This is a genomic window from Paenibacillus lycopersici (genome assembly GCF_010119935.1).
GTDB lineage: Bacteria > Bacillota > Bacilli > Paenibacillales > Paenibacillaceae > Paenibacillus_Z > Paenibacillus_Z lycopersici.
On sequence record NZ_CP048209.1, the window covers coordinates 3,507,483 to 3,526,547 of the forward strand.

Consider the following 19,065-nt stretch of genomic DNA (forward strand, 5'->3'; position numbering starts at 1 on the left):
GACATGAGCCGGCTGGAGGAGGACATCGATTGACGGAGCAGCTTGAATTATACGATGTGACGATTATCGGCGGCGGCCCTGCGGGGATGTATGCTGCCTTTTATAGCGGAATGCGCGATCTGAAGACGAAGCTGATCGAAGCGAAAGACGAGCTGGGCGGGCGGATGCTGATCTATCCCGAGAAACTGATTTGGGATGTCGGAGGGATTGCGCCGATCCTGTGCGAGAAGTTAATCGCCCAATTGTCGGAGCAGGCGAAGACGTTCGACCCGACGATCGTATTCGGCCAGCACATTATCGGATTGGAGAAACAGGCGGATTCGACGTACATGCTGGAGGCGGCTACGGGAGAGAAGCACTGGACACGCACGGTCATACTGGCTATCGGCCGCGGCATTCTGCGAATGGCGAAGCTGGAGCTGAAAGGAGCCGAGCGCTATGAGGTGTCCAATCTGCACTATACGGTGCAGGAACTGGAGCCATTCAGAGGGAAACGCGTACTTATCTCGGGCGGGGGAAACTCCGCCGTCGATTGGGCGAACGAGCTGGTTCCCATCGCCGCTCAGGTCATGGTCGTGCATAGGCGCGACCGCTTCGGCGGGCATGAGAAAAACATTGCCCGGATGAAGGCGTCTTCTGCCGATGTGCTTACGCCCTATGAAGTCACGCAGTTATACAGCGGCAACGGAAAGACGATTGAACGGGTGACGATCGCGCATGTCGATACAGGCGCTTCGCGCGAGCTGGCAGTAGACGAGGTAATTATCAACCACGGGTTGAAATCCGATTTTACGGGTATCAAGGATTGGGGACTGGATATGGACGAATGGAACATATTCGTCAGCCCGAGGCTTGAGACGAACATGCCGGGCATCTTCGGGGCAGGCGACTTCGTCAATTACGAAAGCAAGCTCAACCTCATTGCCGGGGCGTTCACGGATGCGGCCGTAGCGCTTAACAGCGCCAAACGGTACATGGATCCCGAGGCGCCGAGAATGGCTTATGTATCGTCGCATAACGAGAGGTTTAAAGAACGGAACCAAGCGCTTGGCATATCCGATGCGTAGCAGGGCCGCTATCATGAAATCGGCGACTTCCCGGTTCGCCCTGCTGTCCGGTTTCCGCGCGTCCGCATGGTAAGACCATTCGGCCAGCTGACCGAAGCAAATCGTCAACAGTCGTTTCGATCGTCCATAAACCCGACTAGCCGATAAGACCGAATTGCCGGCAGGGCTTGCAGCGGCGGCGGTCTGTGCACCTTCTCCAGCGAGCCTATCGGCGGGAGAAGGTGCATTTTCGTTTAGGGGTTGACGCCTGTTCCGGATTTCATTTACATTTAATACATATTGTCAAGTATACGCTTGTATACGAGGAGGGTTGAAGGAGAGACGGAGGTTTCCGGAGCAGTCGAAGGCGAAGCGAGCGACGCTTGCCCGGCAGCTCGCCCGGCCCATCATTGAATCGGTCACCCGATGCCGCCGGCGAATGGAAGGCGCCGGATCAAGTGATCGAAGATTACGTTCATTCATCTGTCGATATTCAAGAGATCGGATCAGAGCCGTGGTCTGAAGGTCCGACGGACCAAAGAGAGGGGACATTAAACAATGGTTCGCAGGTTTTTCATGTATTACCGTCCTTACAGGGGTTTATTCATTCTCGATTTCACTTGCGCGGTCATCGCGGGATTGCTCGAGCTCGGTTTTCCGCTGGCGGTCAGCGAATTTATCGACGATCTGCTGCCAAGCGGCAACTGGAAGATGGTCGTGCTGGCCAGCATCGGACTGCTCGGAATTTACGCCCTCAACACCGTGCTGAACTACGTCGTTACCTATTGGGGGCATATGCTGGGCATCAATATCGAAACCGACATGCGCCGGAAGATGTTCGACCATATACAGAAGCTGTCGTTCCGCTTCTTCGACAACCATAAAACCGGTCATCTCGTTGGCCGGGTCACGAACGATCTGAACGATATCGGGGAGATCGCGCACCATGGGCCGGAGGATATTTTTATCGCGATCATGACGCTTGCGGGCTCCTTTACGCTGATGGCCTACATCAACCTGGAGCTGGCCTTGCTCACGTTCGTGATCATTCCATTCATGGCTTGGCTGATTATCCTGTTCGGCGGCCGCATGACGAACACGTACCGGCGGTTGTTCGGCAACGTGGGAAGCTTCAACGCCCGCATCGAAGAGAACGTCGGCGGCATTCGCGTCGTGCAGTCGTTCGCGAACGAGGAGCACGAGAAGAAGCTGTTCTCCGTGGACAACAGCAATTTCCGCGAGACGAAGCTGCTCGCCTACAAGACGATGGCGAAGAGCTTCTCGGTGAGCTATATGCTGATGCGTCTCATTACGATATTCGTCATGGTGTGCGGCGCGTGGTTCTATATCGACGGCCGAATCGAGCTGGGGGAGTTCATGGCGTTCCTGCTGCTGTCTAATATATTCTTCCGCCCGATCGAGAAGATCAACGCCGTCATCGAGAGCTATCCGAAGGGGATCGCCGGATTCAAGCGCTATGTCGAGATTATCGACACGGAGCCGGATATTCAGGACGCCAAGGATGCCGTCGCGGTCGACTCGCTGCGCGGAGAAATCCGCTTCGAGAACGTCTCGTTCGGCTACGAGGAAGGCCGCGACGTGCTGAAGGGCGTCGATCTGGCCGTTCGATCGGGCGAGACGGTCGCCTTCGTCGGCCCTTCGGGCGCCGGGAAGACGACGATCTGCAGCCTGCTGCCGCGTTTCTACGATGTCACCGGGGGGCGCATTACGGTCGACGGCCAAGACATCCGCAGCCTGACGCTGAAGTCGCTGCGCCGAAATATCGGCATCGTGCAGCAGGACGTCTTCCTGTTCTCCGGCTCGATTCGCGAGAACATCGCTTACGGCGACCTGAAGGCGACCGACGAGCAGATTTGGGAGGCGGCCAGACGGGCCTCGCTGGAAGCGATGATCAATCAGCTGCCGGAAGGCATGAACACGATTATCGGCGAACGCGGCGTGAAGCTGTCCGGCGGTCAGAAGCAGCGCTTGGCGATCGCTCGGATGTTCCTGAAGAACCCGCCGATTCTTATTCTGGACGAAGCGACGTCGGCGTTGGACACCGAGACCGAAGCGGCGATCCAGAAGTCGCTGGCCGAGCTGTCCTTAGGCCGCACGACGCTCGTCATCGCGCACCGGCTGGCGACGATCAAGAACGCGGACCGCATCATCGTCGTCGACGAGAACGGCATCGCCGAGCAAGGCAGCCATATGGAACTAATCGCGTCCGGCGGCATCTACAGCAGGCTTCATCAAGCGCAATACCAGCACGCTTAAGCGCCTGGAGCCATTAAGGGGACGTGTTCTACAAGCGCTCAAGTTGACCCAGATCGATCGTGATTTGTCATTACGCCGATCATTCGCATCGCATTGCTATTCCTCCAGTGTCAAAAGGCAGCCGAACGAAATGACGGTACCTGATGTTAGTGTTCTAACATGAGGTACCGTTCATATTCAAAGGCTGCCTTTGTTTATTTACTTCGTTTATTTCATAGCAAACCAAGTTTTCTACGATCGAACCCCAACCAGCCCCGCTACTCCCGCCTTTGTAGGCGAGGCGCATGAACTGGAATGGAAGAACAAGTGGTTAAAGGATGAATGGGGGAGATGGATAGTTCAGGAAACGGAGATGGCCGCCATCGTAGATCCCGATGGAAATGTGAACATCCCTGTACAATATGAGCTGCAAAAAGTGCTCAATCCGGCATACGATCCGACGCGAAATTACATTCCTCGTTCCAAACGCCACGAATGGTCGCCGGTTGGCTTATTGGGCAGCTCCTCGTACGCGATGATGGCACTTTTTGCGTGTACGACCATACGGCTGCCGTAGGGTACGTCGGCGGATCGTCGCTGGAGAGAATCCCTTCCGAACAAGTAATAACCGACCGCGTCATTGCATTCAGGGATACGGGAGACGTACGCAAAAACAAATTGATGCAAAAGATGCTGGACGGTTCCAACCCGAACTACCATTAGTTCAGCATTTGGCAGGGAGCGGTATCTCTTGTTCATAGACTTCTGCCTAACAGGACACCCACCTGTTTGGCCATTATTTGCGGCGGATACGGCATTCCGTTCGTAATCCACCATTCGATGACCCCGGCATATGCGGTCGCGGAGAACTGCAGCATGATATCTTCATGCAGATCGGTATTTCTTCCGCTTACTCTGTCGATCTCGCCCTGGAATCCCTCGATGATATGGGCAAGCAGCCGATTTCTAAACGATATGGGAGCACCTTTACTTGCCAGCATGGTTGAGAAGAACAGATAATGCCGTTCGAAATATTCAAAATAAGGTACAAGGGCGTCGGCCCAATCCAACTCGCATGCCCATTCTCCCATATCTCCTAAATCGTTAATGTAGGACTCGATGAGTTTATCCAATAAATCAAATTTGTCTTGATAATGCAAGTAAATTGTTCCACGGTTAATGTTTGCCCGGTCGGCAATATCCTGAATCGTTATGCTATCGAAATTTTTTTCGGACATCAGTTCAAGAACGGCTTTCTTCATCGCTTCTTGTGTTTTCAGGATTCTTCGGTCTACTTTGGCCATTGTAAATTCCACCAAACCTTTACGGATAATAAACGGTAAGCGTACGTTTGCATGCTTCATTGGTATGATAATTGATATTCGTTGATTAAACAAACCGCAGCCGGCACACTCGAGGCTGTCGAGAAAGTTCGACGCTGCGTACGCCGCATGTATAGTAAGGAAAGGTTCCTCCTCAAAGACTGGCGGACAGAGGTTCCGTTCTTTGGGGGAAATCCGGGCTTGCGATCTCTCAACGACCCGCTGCCTAAGTTCTAAGAGCAGCGTGAGCATGCGCACTTCACTTCGTTGAACCGGTTATCTTCTCATCTATTCCGAAAGTATGGTACGATTTGGTTGGCATTGTTTGATATGGAGGACAACATGCGAGAATCATAGCCCCATACCTTAGCAGGCGATGCGGAAATGACGCGATATGATCGTACATGGGGAGGAAGGTAACGGATGGATGCGATAGAAACGAATAAGCGCAATCATGAACGAGTGGATCATATCCCGGTTATATGGGAGGAGCCGAATGGAGAGCGGAACGGACACCTCGTCATCTGGCTTCCGGGGCTGACCGGCGACAAGGAAGGACTACGCCCGCATCTGCGGATGTTCGCCGACGCCGGTTTCGTAGCCGTATCGTACGATCCGTACGAGCACGGGGAGCGGATGAGGGAGAGCCGGGATCTGTTCGTCGGTAAACTACGGAGTAACAAGCGCCGTTATTTCTGGCCGATGATCGCAATGACGGCGGAGGAATATCCGCGCGTGATCGACTGGGCGGCAGAACGATTCGGACTGACCGGCGGCGTGATGGCGGGGGGCATCTCGATGGGCGGCGACATCGCCTTGGCCGCCGCGGGGCTGGACAAACGGATCACCGCGGTAGCGGCCTGCATCTCGACGCCGGACTGGCTGCGTCCGGGCACGGACGAAGAAGAGAGCCGCCCGGATACGTATGCCTGGAATTGCTATCATCGCTGCAATCCGCTCACGAACGCGGGCAAATATGAACATGCTCCCGCGATTCGCTTCCTGAACGGGGCGAATGATGGCCATGTGCCTCCGGACGGAGCGCACAAGTTCAAGGCGGCGGTGTCGGACCATTACGCGGCCTGTCCGGAACGTTTCGAGATTACCGAATTCGACGCCGCGCATCAATTCACCGACGAAATGCTGAACGGGGCGCTGGATTGGTTCGTCCGGCATGCTGCGATGTCCGGCTCCGAGAAGCTCTAGATCACTATTCTTATTGAGCTATCGGTCATACGGCTCATCCGCCAACGAAGGCAGCCGGTTCGCGACAACGATCGGCTGCCTTTCATTTATAGCCATGATCTTCAGGACGATCGCTCTTGTCCATTCGAGCAGCATTGCTGCAGGTATGCGGTGAATGTGGCAATATTCATATGCATATACCGGTTATTGCCTTCGAGCTTGCTCATCATGATGCCGCCTTCCATTAAGGACAATGCAAACGCGGCGAGAGCGTCCGTGTCTATATTCGCCTTGAATTCACCTGTCCGAATCCCGTCGTGTATAATGCCCTTCATCTGCATGAGCGTACGATGCAAGCTCTGTCGGGCCTTCTCCCGCAAGGCCGGATGGGTGTCGTCGCTCTCTACGGCCGTATTCTGCAGCGGGCATCCGCCAATGAACGGAGGATCGTTAACGGCATCCTCGTAGGCACGGAAATAGGCAAGCAGCCGGCCTGCCGCCGACGCTTCCCGGTCCATCGTTTCGGCGATTCGCCGACCGACCTGGCTTGCGGCATAATCATACGCTTCGAGGGCAATCTCGTCTTTCCCGCTGAAGTGACGGTAGATTCCGCCCTTCTGAATGCCGGTAGCGGCAATAATATCGTTCATCGATGATCCCGCGTAGCCCTGTTGATTGAAGAGCTCGGCGGATTTGATAATGATATGCTCGCGCGTTTTATCTCCTTTTTTCAATTGTGGCCTCCCGCACTTCACCCGGATTTGTTACCTAGATTATAGCAGAAATTTCGGATGGAGCCCTTGCCATGTCATGGAATTCCCTTATAATAAAAGATACCGATCGGTATCTTTTATTGATGTCAGAAAATGGGGAGGCTGCGTATGAGACATGGCCAGAGGAACCTGCAGCGCCAAGCATGGCTTGGATTAGCCGCATTATGGATGATTGGATTTATCGGCGCGATTTCCCGTTTCATTATGGCGTCCTATCAGGTTCAGATGGCTGACGATTTGCACGTGGGCAGAAGCTTCGTTTCCGCGGCGTGGTCGACCAATCTGTTGATCGCCGCCCTCTGCGCTCCGATCGGAGGGAGGCTCGCGGACCGTTATGGCCCGAAGAAGTTGATGCTCGTGTCGAGCATTGCCGGTATTTGCGGAGCCGCTCTCGTCTATTCGGGGCATTCTCCGGCGATCTTCTTCGTAGGTTACGGGATCGTATCCGGGTTGGCGGGAATGGGGGCCTCTTCGGCATACCTGCTGTTGTTCGGATGGTTTGAACGCCACCGCGCGAAGGCGGCCGGTCTTCTTAACAGCGCATCCTCCATTGGGCTCGCTGTCTGTACCCCGGTGTTTCTAGCCAACGGGAGCCTGACCTGGGAGCATGCGTTCCTGCTGTCTGCGCTGCTCGGGCTGCTGATCACGATCCCCCTTATCGTGTTCATGATTCGGCCGGATAAGGGCGAGCCGGCCGGGTCAGCCCAATCCGATAGCACGGAGCTCCCGATTGACAACGACGCCAGGCTGCTCCCAAGCAAATTCAATTGGCCGATTGCCATAATTGCCTTTGCCCTGTTTACCTGCGGGATCAATATGGGGACGGTCGAGATGAACCTGGTGGCCATTCATCAAGAGGCGAAAGTCGCTTCCGAGTCGATCGCGCTCTCGATGGGAGTTCTGGGAGTGATGGAAATCGTCGGCTCGCTTGCGTTCGGCATGCTGATGGACGTCATGAATAAGGAGCTCGTGATGATGACGCTGTACGGCATTCGCATACTCAGTTTTATGATTCTATTCTTCCATTTCGCGTGGACGCCCGTCCTTTTTGCGATTACCTTCGGATTGACGTACTTGGGTGCCGTTCCGGGAGGGATGCTGATTGCGAACGAGTTTACGAGAAATAAAGGCAGGCTGGTCGGCAATCTGATGCTGTTTCATCAATGCGGGGGCATATTGGGGGCGCTGATCGGCGGGGTGTTCTACGATATTTTCAGGAATTATCAACTCCTGATCGGCATCGATGCGGCGCTATGCGGACTTGCCGTAGCGGGATATTCCGTCTTCCGACACCGGCATCGGATGAGGAAAGGGGCGTTGTCTCATGCAAGTTAACCGTCAATTGGAACAGGCGAAAGCGGCCTTTATGGCAAAGGTGCCGGCGGAAGCGCAGGAAGTCATTTTCCGGCATATCCGGGAGCAGCAGCAGATCGGTCACTCATTCGGATTGAAAGAAGGAGATAAGGCTCCTGACTTTAAATTGAATGGCCATCTCGGAGAGGAAATCGCCTTGTGCGAGGAGCTTGCCCGCGGACCCGTGATCCTGGTTTTTTACCGCGGCGATTGGTGTCCGTTTTGCAATATCCAGCTTCGGGCATTCCAACGGTGCTTGCCTCGGATCCGCGAGCTGAACGGCCGATTGATCGCCATATCGCCGCAAAGTCAGGATCATTCGCTGTCCCAGAAGGAGAAGGAGCAGCTGGAGTACACGGTGCTTAGCGACCCGGATGGCCAAGCGGGAGCCGGCTACAAGCTGCTATTCGAGCTTCCGGATTATCTGCAGCATGCATTATCAACGCGATTAAAGCTGGATCTCGCCGACTACAATCGCACGTACCGCTGGATTCTGCCAGTTCCGGCGACCTATGTCATCGGGCAGAACGGCATCATTCGCCATGCCCATGTCGATCCGGACTTTATGGAGCGGGCGGAACCCGAGGTGATTATAGACCAATTAAGGAATCTGGCTGGGCAATCATAACCTCCGTTTCATTCCCGAAGCATTCGGTGCAATGAACCGGTTCCGTTCGCGCGTATCGAGGCGCGTATCGATAGGCGATCGGCATGCGCGGGCGGGACCGGCAGCCGATCCGTGTTTCAAGCGGAGGTCGTCCGGGTAATTCAGACTAGTCTCACCTGGCTAAGGCATCCGCCAATGAAATTGGCATCCAGGAAGAGGCAGGTTTCGCGCGACGGCGAATGTATTCAATTCGCGCGGAGAGAGATCCGCTCCAAGTTGACTTCCATCAGGCTGTCGAGCATGTAAGCGGGACGATACGAAGAGGAGCTGGATCGCGGTGCATTTACGATTGTCGGCTTTACGGCGAACATAATCGCGACGTTCGGGCCGCCGTCCTCAGGGACGGGCGGTCTGTTCGTGCGTTTACATATGAAGTTACCGCTCTGAACGAATGAAGCGATTCAGAGGAATAGAGCTCGGGGGGCATTCAATGAAAACCAAGACAAAATTGACGATTAGCTTCATCATCCTGATGGCCGTGCTGCTCTTCATGTCCATCATTAGCTTGAACAATATCTCGATGCTTGGCGGCAAGCTGGACGAAGTGTACGCCAACCGCTACCAGAAGCTGATGGCGGCCTATGATTTGCGCGCATCCGTGAACAACGAGGCGAAAGGCTTGACGAACATCCTGACCGTACCGACCGCCGAGAGCGTTGCCAAGAATGAAGGCATCTTGACTCAGGAGCCTAACAACGCGCGGCGTTCCTTCGATAAGCTGAAGCAGCTATCCACGGCCGAAACGGAGCGTTCGAAGCTGAATGAGATTGAACGCAGCTTTACGGCGTATTTTCAGTACGCGGACGAGGTCAAGCGGCTGATCGCAGCAGGGAACAGCGCGGCGGCGACCGCGCTGCGCGAGAAGGAAGGGGTCAACGGGCAAGAGAATACGCTCAATCTGATCGGCGATCTGACCGACTTCCATCGCGTGGCGACGGATGAGGCGGTAGCGGCAGCCATATCGGCCAATCACAGCACGCGGATGATCATGATCGGAACGATCATCTCGGGCCTGCTGATCGGCATTTGCATCATGCTGTGGAACATCGCCGGCGTCACGCGCAGTCTCAACCGGCTGACCGAGATCATTGGGGCGTACGCCAGGGGGATCAGCGATCCCGCCCTGCGCAAGCGGGCGGAAACCGGCGATGAATTCGGGGAGGTCGCCAAAGCGTTCTTCTCGCTCGCCGACGATCTGGAGCGGAGGATGGAGGCCGAGCAGGCCTATAACAAGAAGATCGAGGACGAAGCATGGGTGAAAACCAACCTCGTCGCATCGACCGTCGCCGTGCAGGACGAGATTGAAATCGAACAGCTCGGCGCTGTGTTCATGGAGCGAGTCGTACCGCTCGCCGGCGCTGTGTACGGCGGCTTGTATATCCGTGAGAGGTTGGGAGAGGACAACTCGTTCCGGCTCCGCGGCGCCTATGCGCCGCAAAGCGAAGAATTATTCGATCGCCAATTCCGCTTGGGAGAAGGCTTGGTCGGGCAGTGCGCCGGCACCGGTCAGCCCATCGAGCTGCGCGAGCTGCCGTCGACCTACATCCGGATTCGCTCCGGGATAGGCGAGACGCCGCCGAATGTGCTGCTGCTCCTCCCGGTGTCGTACCAGAACCGTCAGCTTGCCGTTATCGAGCTGGCCTCCATGGTTCCAATCGTCGGACGGCAGCGGGAGCTGCTTAACGAATTGGCGGAGAATCTCGGCATTCAGCTGAATAATTTGTTCGGCCGGCTGCGAATCGAGGAGCTGCTGCGCGAATCCCAGGCGCTTGGCGAGGAACTTCAAGCGCAGTCCGAGGAGCTGATCTCGCAGCAGGAGGAGCTGCGCCGCTCCAATGACCGGCTGGAAGAACAGACTCGCTCGCTGAAGCGCTCCGAGGAGCTGCTGCAGAGCCAGCAGGAGGAGCTGGAGCAGACCAACGAGGAGCTGCTGCAAAAGTCCCATCTGTTGGAGCAGCAGGTGCGCACGACGGAGCAGAAGAACGAGCAGATCGAGCGGACGAAGACGGCGTTGGAGCAGCAGACCGTTCAGCTGGCGCAGTCGTCCAAATACAAGTCGGAGTTTCTCGCGAACATGTCGCACGAGCTGCGGACGCCGCTCAACAGCCTGCTCATCTTGTCGCAGATGCTGATCGATAACAAGGAAGGCAATTTAACGGGCCGCCAAATCGATTTTGCCACGACGATTCATTCTTCCGGAAGCGATCTCTTGAAGCTGATTGACGAGATTCTGGATTTGTCCAAGATCGGCGCGGGCAAAATGAATCTCGTGACGGAGCACGTGAATCTGTCCGACCTGATGCATGCCATGAACCGGAGCTTCGGGCCGATGAGCCAGCAGAAGCGGCTTGCCTTCGAGCAATCGGTGGAGAAGGATGTTCCGGAAGGTATTTACTCCGACAGCCACCGGGTCAAGCAAATACTCAAAAACCTGCTTTCCAACGCCTTTAAATTCACGCATCAGGGCAGTGTCAGCCTAACCGTTCGGAACTCCGACCCGGAAGAAGCTCAGCTGGCGGCGGACGGCGGACGGATGATTGCCTTCGAAGTCCGCGACACCGGCATCGGCATACCGGCGGAGAAGCAGCAGCTCGTCTTCGAGGCGTTCCAGCAGGTTGACGGCACGACCAGCCGGATCTACGGAGGCACGGGCCTGGGGCTCGCCATCAGCCGCGAGCTGGCCGAGCTTCTTGGCGGGACGATCGCGCTGTCCAGCGAAGAAGGCAAAGGCAGCACGTTTACGCTCTATCTGCCGGAGTATTGCGCAGCGCCGGCGTCCGATGACGAACCACCGGTCAATGCGGCGGAGGATGCCAAGCTCGGCGCCCAGGCCGTGGGGGCGGCGCTGCTTGCCCAATCCGGGAACGAGGATTTCCGCGCGATCGCGGCGAAAGTCCCGCCGGAATTGTCGCCGTACGCGGCGAAGTCCGATCGCGGCGCCGAACAACTCGCGGTTTCGATCGAGGACGACAGGAACGCGATCGGGCCGGAGGACCGCGTCGTCCTCATTATCGAGGACGACGGGCCATTCGCCCGCTTGCTGCTCGACATGGCCCGTGCGCGCGGATTCAAGGGCATCGTCGACTTGCAGGGCGATACGGGCCTGAATAACGCGCGACGCTACAAGCCGGATGCGATTCTGCTGGACATGATGCTTCCGGTCATGGACGGCTGGTCCGTCCTTCACCATTTGAAGCATGATGCCGATACGCGCCATATTCCGGTGCATGTCATATCCGTCATGGAAGAAGTGCAGCAGGGACTGGCCATGGGCGCAATCGCCTATTTGCGCAAGCCGACGGAAAAGGAACGCCTGGATCAGCTATTCCAGCAGATCGAGTCTTTCCTGGCACGCGATCTTAAATACGTGCTCGTCGTCGAGGACGATCCCGCCCAGCAAACCGGCATCATCGAGTTGGTCGGGGACGACAACGTCATCGTGAAAGCCGTTTCCTCGGGCGCCGAGGCGCTGCGGGAGCTGGAGGAGCGGCATTACGACTGCATGGTGCTCGACCTTGGCCTGCCGGACGTCTCCGGCTTCTCGTTGCTGAACGACATTCGCCGCAGCGAGAAGCTGCGGGAGCTGCCGATCATTATCTACACCGGCCGCGATCTCGACAAAAAGGACGAGATCCAGCTGAAGAAGTACGCCGAAACGATCATCATCAAGGACGCCAAATCGCCGGAGCGGCTGCTCGACGAGACGACGCTGTTCCTGCATCGCGTCGTGGCGGACCTGCCGGAGGCGAAGCGCAACATGCTGCGGAAGCTGCACAGCGTGGAGACGATTTTCGAAGGGAAATCGATACTCATCGTCGATGATGATATTCGTAACGTGTTTGCCTTGTCGAGCGCCCTGGAGGGCTACAAGATGAACATCCATTTTGCCGATAACGGGCGCGAAGCGCTGGAGATGCTGCAGCGGCACCCCGAGACGCAGCTCGTACTCATGGACATGATGATGCCGGAAATGGACGGATACGAGGCGATGCGGCACATCCGCTCCATGCCGGAGTTTGAACGGCTTCCGATGATCGCCATTACGGCGAAGGCGATGAAAGAAGACCGCGATAAATGCATCGAAGCCGGCGCGTCCGACTATATCGCGAAGCCGGTTAATATCAATCAACTGCTGTCTCTGATGCGCGTGTGGCTATATCAATGATAACGGCGGTCAGTGACGCCGGAGGAAAGAGACGATCGATACGATGAGAGAAGATCCGAAGAACGGAACGAGAGACGAAGCAAAGGATGTTTCGCCGATGCTTGGAGACAACAAGGAACGAAACGACGTAAGCGAGCGCGAGCGAATAGAAATCACGCTGCTGTTGGAAGGGTTGTTTCGGCTGTACGGACAAGACTTTCGCAATTACGCCTTCTCTTCGTTGCGCCGGCGTATCTGGCACCGGGTCAACGCGGAGCGCCTGCCCACGATCACGGCTTTGACGGAGAAGGTGCTGCATGACCGCGACGCGACGAACCGGCTGCTCGCCGATTTGACGATCCACGTGACGGAAATGTTCCGGGATCCGGAGATGTTTCGCGCGTTCCGCGAGCAGGTCGTGCCGATTCTGCGAACGTATCCGTTCATCCGGATTTGGCATGCGGGCTGCTCCACGGGCGAGGAAGTGTACTCTATGGCGATCCTGCTGAAAGAAGAAGGGTTGTACAACAAAACGCGCATATACGCGACCGACATGAACGAGTACGTGCTGGAAACGGCGCGCGAAGGCGTATTTCCGCTGGAGCGGATGCAGACGTTCACGCGTAACTACATCGAGGCGGGCGGCACGGAATCGTTCAGCCGCTATTACACCGCCAAATACGATTCCGTGCTGTTTCAGAGCGAGCTCAAAAGCAATATCGTCTTTGCGCAGCATAATCTGGTTACGGATCGTTCGTTCAACGAATTCAATGTCATATTTTGCCGTAACGTCATGATCTATTTCAACAAGGAATTGCAAGATCACGTGCACGGCCTGCTCTACGACAGTCTGGGCATGTTCGGGATATTGGCGCTTGGCACGAAGGAATCGATCAATTTCACCCGGTATGCGGACGACTACGAGGTATTCGACGACCGAAGCCGGCTGTATCGCAAAATCAAAGCGTAACCGCGGCGCGGGCCGAGATAGCCGGCTGCGATCGAGCAGGAATGAACATGAGGCGGCGGCCGAAACACGCTGTATCTAGTACGGGGAAGGTGGCGCACTTATGATCGTTTACGATGGACCGGTCAATATCTTGCTGGTGGATGATCATCCGGACAATCTGCTGGCGCTGGAAGCGGTGCTGGGGGATTTGAATTGCAATCTCGTGAAATGCTTATCCGGCGCCGAGGCGCTGCGATGCCTGCTGAGGGAGGAGTTCGCGGCGATTCTGCTAGACGTGCAAATGCCCGAGATGGACGGATTCGAAACGGCAAGGCTGATTAAATCGTTGAAGAAAACCAAGGAGACGCCGATTATCTTTATCTCGGCGACAAGCAAGGACGCCGAGCATTTCTTTACCGGCTACGAAGCCGGCGCGATCGATTATATGCTGAAGCCGTTCGTTCCGCAGATCTTGAAGGCGAAGATTGAAGGGTTCATGAATCTATATGTGGGCAGCAAGACGCTGCAGCTGCAGACGGAGCTGCTGCAGCGCCAGACGATGGAGCTGGAGCGGAGCAACCGCGAGCTTATGCAGGCGACGTACCAGCTGTCGAAGACGCAGGCGCTGACGCGCGCCATTCAGGAAACGAGCATGGATACGATGATGACATTCGGCGAGGACGGTTTGATTCTGACGGTTAACCCGGCCCTGAGAACGATGTTTGGCTATCGCGAGGAGGATGTGCTGGGTCATCACGTGATGCGATTGATTCCCTGCTTCGAAGGAGGAACGTTCGGGGCGGTTGACATCGGCGGCTCGGCGGAAGGACGCCGGCACCTGGAACCGGTCCGCAAGGACGGCAGCCGCTTCCCGGCGGAGATTCAGATCGGCGTCGCGACCGTGGACCAAGAGCGCGTATACGCGTGCACCGTCGTTGACATGACGGAGCGCAGGCGGTTCGAGCAAGAGCTGATGGCCGCGAAGGAAACGGCAGAGATCGCCGCGCGGGCGAAGTCGAACTTCTTAACGATGGTCAGCCATGAGATTCGAACTCCGATGAACGGCGTGCTCGGCATGACGGGGCTCCTGCTCGACACGGAGCTGGACGGCGTACAGCGGGAATTCGCGGAGATTATCCGTAAGAGCGGCGAGGCGCTGCTGTCGGTCATTAACGACATTTTGGATTATGCCAAAATCGAATCCGGCAAGCTCGAGGTAGAGCTTCTGCCGTTCGAGCTGCCGCTGCTGATCGAAGAAACGTTCGATTTGTTCACCGCGAAGTCGATGCAAAGCCGGCTTAAGCTCGCTTACGAGCGCGACCCGGCGCTGCCGGAACTTCTCGTGGGGGACGGAATCAAGCTGCGACAGGTGCTGGTCAACCTGATTGGCAACGCATTCAAGTTTACGCCGGAGGGGCGAATTACCGTCAGCTCGCGACTGATGGAAGACGGCGAATCTCGGGCATGGATCGAATTCGCCGTCGCGGACTCCGGGGTGGGCATTCCGGAAGACAAGCTTCCGATGCTGTTCCAGCCTTTTTCGCAGGTGGATACGTCGCTAACGCGCCAATACGAAGGGACCGGGCTGGGCCTGGCGATCAGCAAAAATCTCGTCGAGCTAATGGGCGGTTCGATTAGCGTCGATTCCGCCGTTGGCATCGGTACGACCTTCCGTTTCACCATACCGCTGCAAACGATGCAGGAGGAAAGCGGTTCGGCGGTGAACGAGGAGGCGGCTGCCGAAGGATGGCCGGCCTTGGCGCGGGAGGCTGCAGGCGCGGAGCGCCGCGCGGTGCTTGTCGTAGACGATAACGAGATTAACCAGAAACTGACCTTGTCCATGTTACATAAGCTCGGCATCTCGGCCGATGTGGCCGGCAACGGCAGCGATGCCTTGGCACTGGCCGGCTTACGCCGGTACGATCTCATATTGATGGATATGCGCATGCCGGTCATGGACGGCGTCGAAGCGACCCGCCGGGTGATCGCTTCGTCACGGTCGGGCCAGGAGCCGATCATCGTGGCGATGACGGCCAACTCGCTGCCGAGCGACCGGGAGCGCTGTCTGTCGGCAGGCATGAGCGACTTCCTGGTGAAGCCCATACAATTAGACGAGGTAAAGCGGGTGTTGAAGCAATGCGGCTTCGAGATCGATCGGATGCTATCGTAGATGCATCCCCGAATGCCGGGAGCGGCACGCGTCTAGGGCCGTACCATTGAGCCTGAATCGGGCGCTTTCCTGTATCGGCGCTTAATCGAAGGGCCGGCGCCGCATAAGCCATAGCGATCGTGAAAAAGCGCCCTTGCGAGGGCGCTTTTTCACGATCATAGTTTAAGATTTGACGGACAGCAGACTGTTCGCGATGAAGTCGAGCTGCGCATCGAGCGATACCGGATCGTTGTACGTATCCGCCGCCGGGTTCAGCTGGAACACGTTGCCGGCTTTGACGGCGGGAAGCGTCGTCCAGAGCGCGTTGTCGTAGACAATCTTCGGATCGCTCGTATCGCCGGACCAAGGACAAGTGAAGATAATGTCGCCCGCGAACTCGGGCAGCTTCTCCAGCGTGATGGAAGCCCAGCCCGTTCCGCTGTCGATCGCTGCCTTCTGCGCCTCTTCCGGCGCTTTCAAGCCGAATTCGCCGTAGATAATTTCGCCGCCGCGGCCGAAGTTGTGGCCGAACACGTACAGCCCTTTCGCGTACGGGTTCAGAATCGATACGGTTTTGGCGCCGACGGCCGCTTGCACCTTCGGCTTCAGATCGGCGATCTTCTTCTCCCATTGGTCGACCCAGGCGGAAGCTTCGGCTTCCTTGCCCGTCAGCTTGCCGAATTCGATCATTTGCTCCTTGTAGGGCAGCTTGCCGTACTCTACGGCGACGACCGGGGCGATCTTCGCCAGCTGGTCGATCTCATCCGTTCCCTTGTAGGCGATGATGAGATCGGGTTTCAGCGCGAGAATGCTCTCCGGCAAAGGCACGGTGCCCAGGTTCGCGACGCCGTCGACTTTGCCCTTCAAGTACGGATTGGCGAGGGCGTTGTCCATGGCGCCGGCTAACGGCGCGCCGAGCGCAACGAAGAAGCCGGTGTAGAACGCGGTCACGTCGACGATGCGCTGCGGATTAACCGGCACTTCGATGTCGCCGTTCGCGGCTGCATAGATTTTCGTTCCGTTCGCGGCTTCGCCGGAGGAAGGGGAGGGCAGCGATTCGGACGACGAAGGGGACGATTCGGCGTTATGGTTCGTGGATTGCCCGCAAGAGGCGAGCAGCAGTGCGAATGCGAGCGTGAATACGAGAACGACATACGGCTTTCTGGATTTCGACAATATAACTCCACCTTTTCTTGGTGATAATGATAATCGTTATCAATATAGCATGTCATCGAATTATTGACAATAGATAAGGTCATTCCCTGCGTTACGCGCCATAAGCGGCCATCCGTATGAAACAACGGAAATGTCCGCCGGCTGAACCGTCTCCGGCGACCAGGGGGCACGGAAATACGCGGAACGATCATACTGCGTATGTCTCCTATATGTAAACCTATTTTGTATTATACTTTCGATACGTTAACTTAATATGCGCTATTCTTTCGTATCAATGGCATACGTGCCAATTTTTCGACGATGCATGAAAATAGCCGTTGTCATGGTTCGGATCTCTATGTTATGTTAGTTAACATCACATGGAGAGAGGGATGCGTTGCATGGAAAGAAACGAATCGGTTATCGGGACCGAGGCCATGATCGTCAGTCCGCATGCGCTTGCTTCGGCGGCAGGCGCGCGCATCTTGGAACGGGGAGGCAACGCGTTCGACGCGGCGGTGGCCGTAAGCGCCTGCCTGGCCGTCGTCTATCCGCATATGACGGGGCTCGGCGGCGATTCCTTCTGGCTGACGTACGAGGCGGGAGAGAACCGGGTTCGAGGCTATAACGGCAGCGGGCGCTCAGGGGCTGCCGCGACGATGGCGGCTTTTGCGGATTGTTCGGCGATTCCGACTCGCGGTATCCGCAGCGCCGTGACGGTGCCGGGCATGGTCGATGCCTGGGAGGCGGTGAATGCCGCTTACGGGCGCCTCGGCTTCGCCGAGGCGTTGGAGCCTGCGATCCGCTACGCGGAAGACGGCTTCCCGCTCTCGCAAGACCAATGCGCGAATACGCGGGCGCATGCGGGAATGCTCGCCGCCGAGCCTGGAACGGCCGCGATATTTTTGCCCGGCGGCGGCGCGCCGGCCGCGGGGGCGCGTTTCGTGCAGCGGCGTTTGGCCCGAACCCTGCGGGAGCTGGCGGCAGAAGGGCACGGCGCCTTCTACGGCGGCCGGATAGCGGCGGAAATCGCCGGCTTTCTGCGGAGCAGGGGCGGACTGCTGACGGCGGAGGACTTCGCCGGTCACCGCGGCGATTGGGTGAATCCGCTGACCGGCACGTATCGCGGCGTCGAAATCATGCAAATGCCGCCTAATTCCCAAGGTTTCGTCGGGCTGATGGCGCTCAACATTCTGGAGGCGTTCGATCTCCGCAGCGTCGGACACGGTACGCGCGACTACTATCACCTGCTCGTAGAAGCGCTGAAGCTGAGCTTCCGCGATCGCAACGAGGTGCTGACCGATCCGGCGTTCCATGACATTCCGCTCGAGCGTTTGTTGTCCAAGGAGTACGCGTCGGCGCTGGCCGCTTCGATCCGGCCGGAACGCGCATCCGAGCTCGAAGCCGAGCCGATGGGCAGCGATACGGCGTTCGCGGCAGTCGTCGATAAGGACGGAAATGCCGTATCGTTCATCCAGAGCCTTTATTTCGAGTTCGGCTCGGGCGTCGTCGCCGGCGATACGGGCATACTGTTGCAAAACCGCGGCTCGTTCTTCTCGCTCGATCCGGCGCATGTCAACTGCCTGCAGCCGGGCAAGCGGACGTTCCATACGCTCATGCCGGCGATGGCGACGCGGGACGGCAAGCCGTTCCTGTTGTACGGCACGCAAGGCGGGGAAGGCCAACCGCAGACGCAAACGGCGCTCGTCACGCGCATGCTTGATTACGGCATGGACCCGCAGAGAGCGGTCAGCGAACCGCGCTGGGTATGGGGACGGACATGGGGCGAGCCGACGCGCGAGCTGAAGCTGGAGTCGCGAATCGATCCCGCCGTCGCGGCCGCCCTTGCCGAGAACGGACATTCGGTTCGCACGGTCGGCGCGTTCGACGCCGTCATGGGCCATGCCCACGCGATCAAAATCGACGAAGACGGCTTCCGGCAGGGCGGCGCCGACCCCCGCAGCGACGGAGCGGCAATCGGCTGGTAAGCGGCGCACCGCCGAGATGGCTTTAGGATTTGGTTTGTAAGATCCTCCTTTCCTGCAGGGCCTGCTGGCCCTGCAGGC

13 protein-coding genes are annotated in these 19,065 nt (G+C 57.2%); 10 read left to right on the plus strand and 3 right to left on the minus strand.

Features of this window, described 5'->3' with window-relative positions:
* The first annotated feature begins 29 nt into the window (after positions 1-29).
* From GXP70_RS15605 to GXP70_RS15615, 3 genes are all read left to right on the plus strand, one after another.
* Entirely contained in the window at positions 30-1,067 is a 1,038-nt protein-coding gene (locus tag GXP70_RS15605; protein WP_162357676.1) for an NAD(P)/FAD-dependent oxidoreductase, read from the plus strand.
* 537 nt (positions 1,068-1,604) lie between these two features.
* Positions 1,605-3,323, plus strand: coding sequence for an ABC transporter ATP-binding protein (locus GXP70_RS15610; protein WP_162357677.1), 1,719 nt, complete (start codon positions 1,605-1,607; stop codon positions 3,321-3,323).
* A gap of 190 nt (positions 3,324-3,513) precedes the next feature.
* Positions 3,514-3,879 carry a peptidase G2 autoproteolytic cleavage domain-containing protein gene (locus GXP70_RS15615; RefSeq protein ID WP_162357678.1) on the plus strand — a complete coding sequence of 122 codons (366 nt, stop codon included), beginning with the start codon at positions 3,514-3,516 and terminating at the stop codon, positions 3,877-3,879.
* A 178-nt stretch (positions 3,880-4,057) separates the two neighbouring features.
* Here the strand turns inward: GXP70_RS15615 and GXP70_RS15620 are convergent, their stop codons facing one another.
* A complete protein-coding gene (locus GXP70_RS15620) occupies positions 4,058-4,606 on the minus strand; it encodes a TetR/AcrR family transcriptional regulator (RefSeq protein WP_162357679.1) in 549 nt (182 codons plus the stop codon).
* Positions 4,607-5,047: 441 nt separating this feature from the next.
* Between GXP70_RS15620 and GXP70_RS15625 the strand changes: the two genes are divergently transcribed.
* Positions 5,048-5,830 (plus strand): alpha/beta hydrolase family protein, encoded by a 783-nt coding sequence (locus tag GXP70_RS15625; protein ID WP_162357680.1) that lies wholly within the window; start codon positions 5,048-5,050, stop codon positions 5,828-5,830.
* 101 nt (positions 5,831-5,931) lie between these two features.
* On the opposite strand, the gene GXP70_RS15630 is transcribed toward GXP70_RS15625, so the two are convergent.
* Positions 5,932-6,543, minus strand: coding sequence for a TetR/AcrR family transcriptional regulator (locus tag GXP70_RS15630; RefSeq protein WP_162357681.1), 612 nt, complete (start codon positions 6,541-6,543; stop codon positions 5,932-5,934).
* Between the two features lie 147 nt (positions 6,544-6,690).
* On the opposite strand from GXP70_RS15630, the gene GXP70_RS15635 reads away from it, so the two are divergent.
* The 5 genes from GXP70_RS15635 (at position 6,691) to GXP70_RS15655 (ending at position 15,865) form a co-directional block, all read left to right on the plus strand.
* On the plus strand, positions 6,691-7,917 hold the full coding sequence (locus GXP70_RS15635; protein ID WP_162357682.1) for an MFS transporter: 1,227 nt from the start codon (positions 6,691-6,693) through the stop codon (positions 7,915-7,917).
* Positions 7,907-8,563: a peroxiredoxin-like family protein gene (locus GXP70_RS15640; RefSeq protein ID WP_162357683.1), complete on the plus strand. Its 657-nt coding sequence runs from the start codon at positions 7,907-7,909 to the stop codon at positions 8,561-8,563. Before GXP70_RS15635 ends, GXP70_RS15640 begins: the two co-directional genes overlap by 11 nt.
* Positions 8,564-9,032: 469 nt before the next feature.
* Positions 9,033-12,767 (plus strand): response regulator, encoded by a 3,735-nt coding sequence (locus tag GXP70_RS15645; protein WP_162357684.1) that lies wholly within the window; start codon positions 9,033-9,035, stop codon positions 12,765-12,767.
* Positions 12,768-12,864: 97 nt separating this feature from the next.
* Complete coding sequence (locus GXP70_RS15650) at positions 12,865-13,716, plus strand: CheR family methyltransferase (RefSeq protein WP_162360501.1); 852 nt, start codon at positions 12,865-12,867, stop codon at positions 13,714-13,716.
* Between the two features lie 100 nt (positions 13,717-13,816).
* Positions 13,817-15,865, plus strand: a complete 2,049-nt coding sequence (locus tag GXP70_RS15655; protein ID WP_162357685.1) for a response regulator — start codon at positions 13,817-13,819, stop codon at positions 15,863-15,865.
* A 162-nt stretch (positions 15,866-16,027) separates the two neighbouring features.
* Here GXP70_RS15655 and GXP70_RS15660 read toward each other — a convergent pair whose 3' ends face one another.
* On the minus strand, positions 16,028-17,020 hold the full coding sequence (locus GXP70_RS15660; protein WP_225442434.1) for an ABC transporter substrate-binding protein: 993 nt from the start codon (positions 17,018-17,020) through the stop codon (positions 16,028-16,030).
* A gap of 380 nt (positions 17,021-17,400) precedes the next feature.
* On the opposite strand from GXP70_RS15660, the gene ggt reads away from it, so the two are divergent.
* Complete coding sequence (ggt, locus tag GXP70_RS15665; RefSeq protein ID WP_162357686.1) at positions 17,401-18,987, plus strand: gamma-glutamyltransferase; 1,587 nt, start codon at positions 17,401-17,403, stop codon at positions 18,985-18,987.
* Positions 18,988-19,065: the final 78 nt, after the last annotated feature.